This window comes from Agromyces lapidis (assembly GCF_009749405.1).
Lineage (GTDB): Bacteria > Actinomycetota > Actinomycetes > Actinomycetales > Microbacteriaceae > Agromyces > Agromyces lapidis.
On sequence record NZ_WBIQ01000013.1, the window covers coordinates 1 to 5,340 of the forward strand.

Below are 5,340 nucleotides of genomic sequence, written 5' to 3' on the forward strand. Positions count from 1 at the left end.
ACCGTCGCCGCGGCCTCGCCGACGGGCGCCGCCGCCGCGGCATCGGCGAGCTGCGCGGTGAGCACGCCACGACGCACGAGCACGTCGAGCGCGGTGCGACGATCGTCGATGACGGCGGCCACCGTGCCCGCCGCCGGGGCTCGGCCCCCGCGGCCGGCCCGCCCGGCGCCGGGCGCGGCGTCGCGCTGGATCGCGTCGAGCTCGACGAGGACGTCGTACGGGTCGCGCCCGCCCGGTGTCTGCTTGGCCCAGCGCTGCAGTTCGATCATGCGGCGCGCCCGCCCGGCGCCCATGCGAACGTGCTCACGATCGCGTCGCTCAGGACGAGGCACGACTCGAGCAGCTGTTCGTCGACGGGCTCGGTGCCGTCGCGCAGCACGGCGGTCGAGATGAGCACCGCCTCGCGGCGCGACGTTCCCGGGACCGGCACGAGGTAGTTGACCTGCTCGTTGACGGCGCCCTCGAACCCCTCGAGCTTCGTGATCGTGCGCCGCCAGCGCACGATGGTGCGGTCGTCGCCGAGGAAGTCGGCCTCATGGCTCCGGAACAGGTCTGAGACGCGGCCGTCGAGTGAGGCGCCGCTCGGCTCGGTGAAACGTGTCGCCGTGATCGACATGGGGACGAGTGTCGTGCCCTCGGCGCCGCTCGGCAGGTAGATCGCGATGCCCGAGCGCTCGCGCAGCTCGCGGAATGCGGACTTCACCGTCATCGTGAGTTCGAACTCGAGATCGGGGCGCGCGTACGCGCGCATCTTCGCCCGCATCTGGTCGAGGAGCTCGCGCTCCGACTCGGTCGAGGGGTCGTGCCGCACCCATCCCGGCGGGAAGAGCATGCGGAATGACGGGACGACCGGGGTGAGGGGGCTCATGCGCGCTCCAGGACGATCGAGTCGACGAGCGCCCACAGCTCGGGCGCCATCAGCCCGATCGAGTCGGCGTCGCCGCTGCGGGCGATGACCGCGACGCGGGCCCCGGGCGGGGTGAAGACGTAGCCGAGCTCGGCGACCGTCGGGCCGTCCTGCTCGTCGCCGACGATGCGCGAGTACCCGACGCCCTCGCCGAGACCCGCAGCGCGCACCTCGAGCGGGCGTACCGCGACGAAGCTCGGCAGGGCCGCGATCTCCTCAGCGGGGCTGAGCAGGTCGTCGTCGGAGCGCTCGGTGATGAAGAGCTGCGCGACGCCGGCCGCCGGCAGGCCGTACGGGCAGTACCACAGCGCGCCGGAGCGCCCCGGGTCGAGGCCGTAGACCTGCGCCGCGAGCAGTTCGGGCAACTGCGCCGCGAGCGGCGAGTCGACCCACGCCGCCGACAGGTTGGACGATGCCGCGATGCCGCGCGCCCACTCCTCGAGCTCGAGGCCCTCTGGAGTGGGGAACGCCGCCGGCACCGGCAACCACCACTTGCTTTCATAGTCGAGCGAGTAGGTCAGCACCGTTCCAGCATAGGGATGCCCCGCGCCGGTCACCGGCCCGACCGCGCCAGCTCGCCGGCCCAACGATCGGCGTCGGCCGCGTCGCCGGCGTCACCGATCATGCCGTCGATGTCGTTGTAGGCGCCGTAACCCGGCTTCGGGACGCTGTCGATGACGTTGAGCGCGATGTCGACCGCGCCGTTGCCGTGCTGGGCGCCGTCGAGCACGGTGCCCGCGAGCGCCCCGTTGACGCGGTTGGTGACCGCGGGCCCTGCGCCGGCGAAGACGTCGCTCAGGACGTTCGAGATCGGCGCAGACGATCCGCCGGTGATGCGCGACCAGCCCGCGAGCCCGGTGTACGAGATGCCGTCGACCGAGTTGCGCACCGAGGCGATCTGGTTGAGGATGCCCCGGCTCTGGGTCAGGTTGCCCGCAGAGTTGGTGACCGGCCCGTGCAGGAAGTTCTGCAGCCCCCGCAGTGCCCGCAGCTCGCGGAACGCCGAGATGCCCACGAGGTCGCTGCCGAACCCCTTCGCGAAGGTGCCGAAGCGCGAAGCGAACGTGCCGGCGCCCTTGAACAGGGTGCCGAGCTTCGCGAGCCTCCCGAACGGGAACACGCCGATCGCGGCGATGAGGATGTCCTGCCACCCGCCTCGCCCGGCCGCCACCTTCCAGACGGTGAGCGCGAGCGCGGCGAGGCCGACGATGGCGGCGGCGAGCAGGATGAACGGCCCGCCGATCACGATCGCGGCGATCGCGAGGGCGACACCGACGAAGGTGAGCACCGTGAGGATCACTTCGATCGCCGGGAGCGCGTTGTCCCAGAAGCTGTCCTCGACGCCGCGGTCGTTGGCGTCCTCGAGCCCGTTGAGGGCCCGGTCGTACGCCTCGTCCCAGGTGTCGTAGGGGTCGTCGTACTTGCGTGCCTCCGCCTCCCAGGCGTCGTACGCCGCGTCGCGCGAGCCCCGCAGCTCGTCGAGCTCCTGCTCGCGCTGGGCGCTCTGCGTCGCCGTCTCGTCGGTCGGGGGCACGCGCGTGCTGGCGTCGCCGAACGACCCGCTCGCCGACTGGTAGGCGCTCCAGAGCTCGACGCAGTTGTCGACGATGGTGTCGATCCGCGACTGGACGCTCGACATCGCCTCGCCGTACTGGCGGATCACCCGGCCGCTCGGTTCGTAGCGCTCACCCGCCTTCGCGAGGTCGGCGTGCACCTCTCCGGCGGTCTCCTTCAGGCTGTCGATCGAGTAGCCCTTGCCCTTCGCGCCGTCGACGATGGCCCGGAGCAGCGCAGCGGACTCGCGCATCTGCAGGCCGAGCGACTCCATCTCGCTGCCGCGCTGGGTGATGGTGCCGCCGTCGCCGGAGATCTTGCGGATCTCGTGTCCGCGGGGAGAGTTGTCCATGCTCACGCCTTCCTCGGCAGGTTCTTCGCCTCGTCCTGATCGACCGAGAGTGAGAGGGCCGCCTCCGTGTCCCAGTCCTTCCACCCCTTGCCGACGTCCTCGACGTGCTGCTGGAGTTCCGCGATGTCCTGCTTGAGGGTCTCGCGCTTGTCGTTCCAGGCGCCTTCGAACCGGTCGACCTGATCCCGGAGCGCCCCGCGACCCAGCGGGCGGCCGATGGCCGACTCGAGCGAGTTCGTGCGGGAGCCCGCCTTATCGAACTCGACGATGATCTGCTTCAACGATCCGTTGAGTTCGTTGAGCACCTCGTACGGGATCTCGACGTCGGCACTCATACCACTCCTTCTCGCAGGTCCACTGGCCAAGCCCCTCGGGCTCGCTTCAGACTAGAGGCCTCGCACGCGTCGCCGGAATGGGGAGGACTCACCATGTCGCGACCGAGCTGCGCGAAACCGCCGGAGACGCACGAAGGGCTCCCGCGATGCGGGAGCCCTTCGACTCGGTGGACCCAGGGGGATTCGAACCCCCGACCTTCTCATTGCGAACGAGACGCGCTACCAACTGCGCCATGGGCCCGAGCGAGAAAGAGCCTATCACCCTTCAGGGGGTGGTTCCGACCACCGGCCCCGGCGGCTTCGTCAGCCCGCGGCCCGGCGGCGGCGGAGCACCGCGTCGAGGTCCTCGAAGCCCGGACGCGAGTCGTCGACGATGCCCATGCTCGCGTAGGGGCTCACCGTCGACGACCGGTCGGCCCGGCGCGTCTCGGGTGCCGCCGCGGATGCCGCGGGGGTGATCGACGGCACGGCGGGCGCGAGCCGCTCGGCGCGCCGCGCAACCGCGGCCTCCGACTCGGCGCGCTTGAGTTCGGCGGCGGCCTCGATCGACGCCATCGCCGTCGCGGCGATGGTGCCGCGCGAGAGGTGCAGCGGACGGGGCAGCGGCTGCGGCGTCCAGCCGACGGGCTCCTCAGCCGTCTCGGGGAGGTCGATGGGCTCGAACTCCTGCGCTGTCGGCACCGGTTGCGCGACGCTCGACGCCCGGCTGGGCGGGCGCACCCGCGCGAGCGCCACGAGGCCGCCGAATGCGGCGAGGAACACGAGGCCCGCGACCCCGGCGATGAGCAGCGAGGCATCGAACGCGGCCGCCACGAGTCCGCCGATGACGGTGAGCAGGGCCGCGAACGCCGTCAGCGAGCAGACGGCGCGCTTTCGGCGCAGCGCGAGTCGGGCGGCGCGGGCCGAGACGTCGGGCGCGATCGTCGGCAGTGCGATGGGTTCCGTGACGGGGGCGCGAGCGGCCAGCGCCGCCTCGGCGCGTGCGCGCGCGGCATCCGCGACGTCTTCGGCTTCGCACCGCTCTGCGATCGCGATCTGCTCGGCCGCCTCAGCGGCGAGCCTCGCAGTCTCCTCGTGCTCGTGCAGGATGCGCTGCTGGGTGGCGACCTCGCGCGCCGTCGCCTCGACGACGACCGGCTCGGGCGTCTCGGCGGTCTCGGCGAGGATGCGCAGCGTCTGCTGGAGGCGGACGGCGTTGCGCTCGGTTGCGAGGTACTGCCTGCGGCGCAGCCAGTTCGGCAGCAGGTACGCGATCCACAGCGCGGCGGCCACCGCCACCAGGACCCCCCCGCCGATCACATCCATGGCGACAACATTAAGTCACGGGGCGTCGCTGCCCCGACCAGACTCGGGCGTGTTCAGCGATCTGTCAGGGGAAGTGGTCGCTCGCTCGCAGCCAGATCCGCTGCGGCGACCCGCGCCGCCTCCCTCGGCACCCGCCCGTCGTGCCACCTCCGGAGCACACCGCCGGGCACCTCCTCGGCGACGAGGGCGAACGAGAAGTGGTCGCGCCAGTGTCCGTCGATGTGGATGAATCGACGCCGGAGCCCCTCGTAGCGGAAGCCGAGCTTCTCGACCACGCGCAGCGACGGCCCGTTCTCGGGGCGGATGCAGATCTCCATGCGGTGCAGGCGCAGCACCTCGAAGCAGTAGTCGGTCGCGAGTGCGACCGCCGTGGGGGTGATGCCGCGCCCCGCGACCTCTTCGGAGACCCAGTACCCGATCGTCGCCGAGGAGAGCGAACCGTAGCTGATCGACGAGACGTTCAGCTGGCCGACGAGCCGCCCGTCGACCTCGACCACGAACGGCAGCCCATGCCCGCTGCGCGCATGCGCGAGGAGATTGCGGATCGAGGCCCGCGCGTCGATGAACGAGCCGCCGCCCGGGTAGGTCGCCTCCCACTGGCGAAGCCAGCTGCGGTTGGCGAGCAGCACACGCTCGAGCGCCTTCGCGTCGCGAACGCGGATGGGCCGGAGCGTGACCTCGCCGTCACGGAGCGTGGGGAGGGCGACCGCGGCCATCGTCAGTGGGTTTCGAGGCCGGCGGTGTAGTCGATGAGCCAGGCACGCAGCTCGGCACCCAGATCATCACGATCGACCGCGAGCTGGATCACGGCCTTGATGTAGTCCAACTTGTCACCCGTGTCGTACCGGCGACCACGGAACACGACCCCGTACACCCCGCCCGTGCCC

Annotated in this window: 7 protein-coding genes, 1 tRNA gene and 1 pseudogene; all 9 read right to left on the reverse strand. The window is 71.5% G+C overall.

The window, feature by feature from the left end; genetic code table 11:
• Nucleotides 1-269 (reverse strand): hypothetical protein (locus tag GQQ93_RS17760; protein WP_170296238.1); only part of this gene is annotated, 269 nt, incomplete at its 3' end.
• A complete protein-coding gene (locus GQQ93_RS17765; protein ID WP_157425589.1) occupies nucleotides 266-868 on the reverse strand; it encodes a hypothetical protein in 603 nt (200 codons plus the stop codon). The genes GQQ93_RS17760 and GQQ93_RS17765, both read right to left, overlap by 4 nt.
• Nucleotides 865-1,431, reverse strand: a complete 567-nt coding sequence (locus GQQ93_RS17770) for a hypothetical protein (protein WP_157425590.1) — start codon at nucleotides 1,429-1,431, stop codon at nucleotides 865-867. The genes GQQ93_RS17765 and GQQ93_RS17770 overlap by 4 nt, the downstream gene beginning before the upstream one ends.
• 29 nt (nucleotides 1,432-1,460) lie before the next feature.
• The gene (locus GQQ93_RS17775; RefSeq protein ID WP_157425591.1) at nucleotides 1,461-2,813 is read right to left on the reverse strand and encodes a hypothetical protein; all 1,353 of its coding nucleotides are present in this window, start codon (nucleotides 2,811-2,813) and stop codon (nucleotides 1,461-1,463) included.
• Nucleotides 2,814-2,815: 2 nt separating this feature from the next.
• Nucleotides 2,816-3,148, reverse strand: a complete 333-nt coding sequence (locus tag GQQ93_RS17780) for a flagellar protein FlgN (protein WP_157425592.1) — start codon at nucleotides 3,146-3,148, stop codon at nucleotides 2,816-2,818.
• Nucleotides 3,149-3,316: 168 nt separating this feature from the next.
• Nucleotides 3,317-3,389 (reverse strand) — tRNA-Ala (locus GQQ93_RS17785).
• Between the two features lie 62 nt (nucleotides 3,390-3,451).
• A complete protein-coding gene (locus GQQ93_RS17790) occupies nucleotides 3,452-4,453 on the reverse strand; it encodes a hypothetical protein (protein ID WP_157425593.1) in 1,002 nt (333 codons plus the stop codon).
• 53 nt (nucleotides 4,454-4,506) lie between these two features.
• On the reverse strand, nucleotides 4,507-5,169 hold the full coding sequence (locus GQQ93_RS17795) for a GNAT family N-acetyltransferase (RefSeq protein WP_157425594.1): 663 nt from the start codon (nucleotides 5,167-5,169) through the stop codon (nucleotides 4,507-4,509).
• A 2-nt stretch (nucleotides 5,170-5,171) separates the two neighbouring features.
• A pseudogene (locus tag GQQ93_RS18160) lies at nucleotides 5,172-5,340 on the reverse strand (UTP--glucose-1-phosphate uridylyltransferase); the annotation flags it as partial.

Bases quoted from the DNA above. Each gene is read 5' to 3' on its own strand.
- GQQ93_RS17790 (WP_157425593.1), bottom strand. From the start codon at position 4,453: ATGGATGTGATCGGCGGGGGGGTCCTGGTGGCGGTGGCCGCCGCGCTG.
- GQQ93_RS17765 (WP_157425589.1), bottom strand. From the start codon at position 868: ATGAGCCCCCTCACCCCGGTCGTCCCGTCATTCCGCATGCTCTTCCCG.
- GQQ93_RS17775 (WP_157425591.1), bottom strand. From the start codon at position 2,813: ATGGACAACTCTCCCCGCGGACACGAGATCCGCAAGATCTCCGGCGAC.
- GQQ93_RS17795 (WP_157425594.1), bottom strand. From the start codon at position 5,169: ATGGCCGCGGTCGCCCTCCCCACGCTCCGTGACGGCGAGGTCACGCTC.
- GQQ93_RS17780 (WP_157425592.1), bottom strand. From the start codon at position 3,148: ATGAGTGCCGACGTCGAGATCCCGTACGAGGTGCTCAACGAACTCAAC.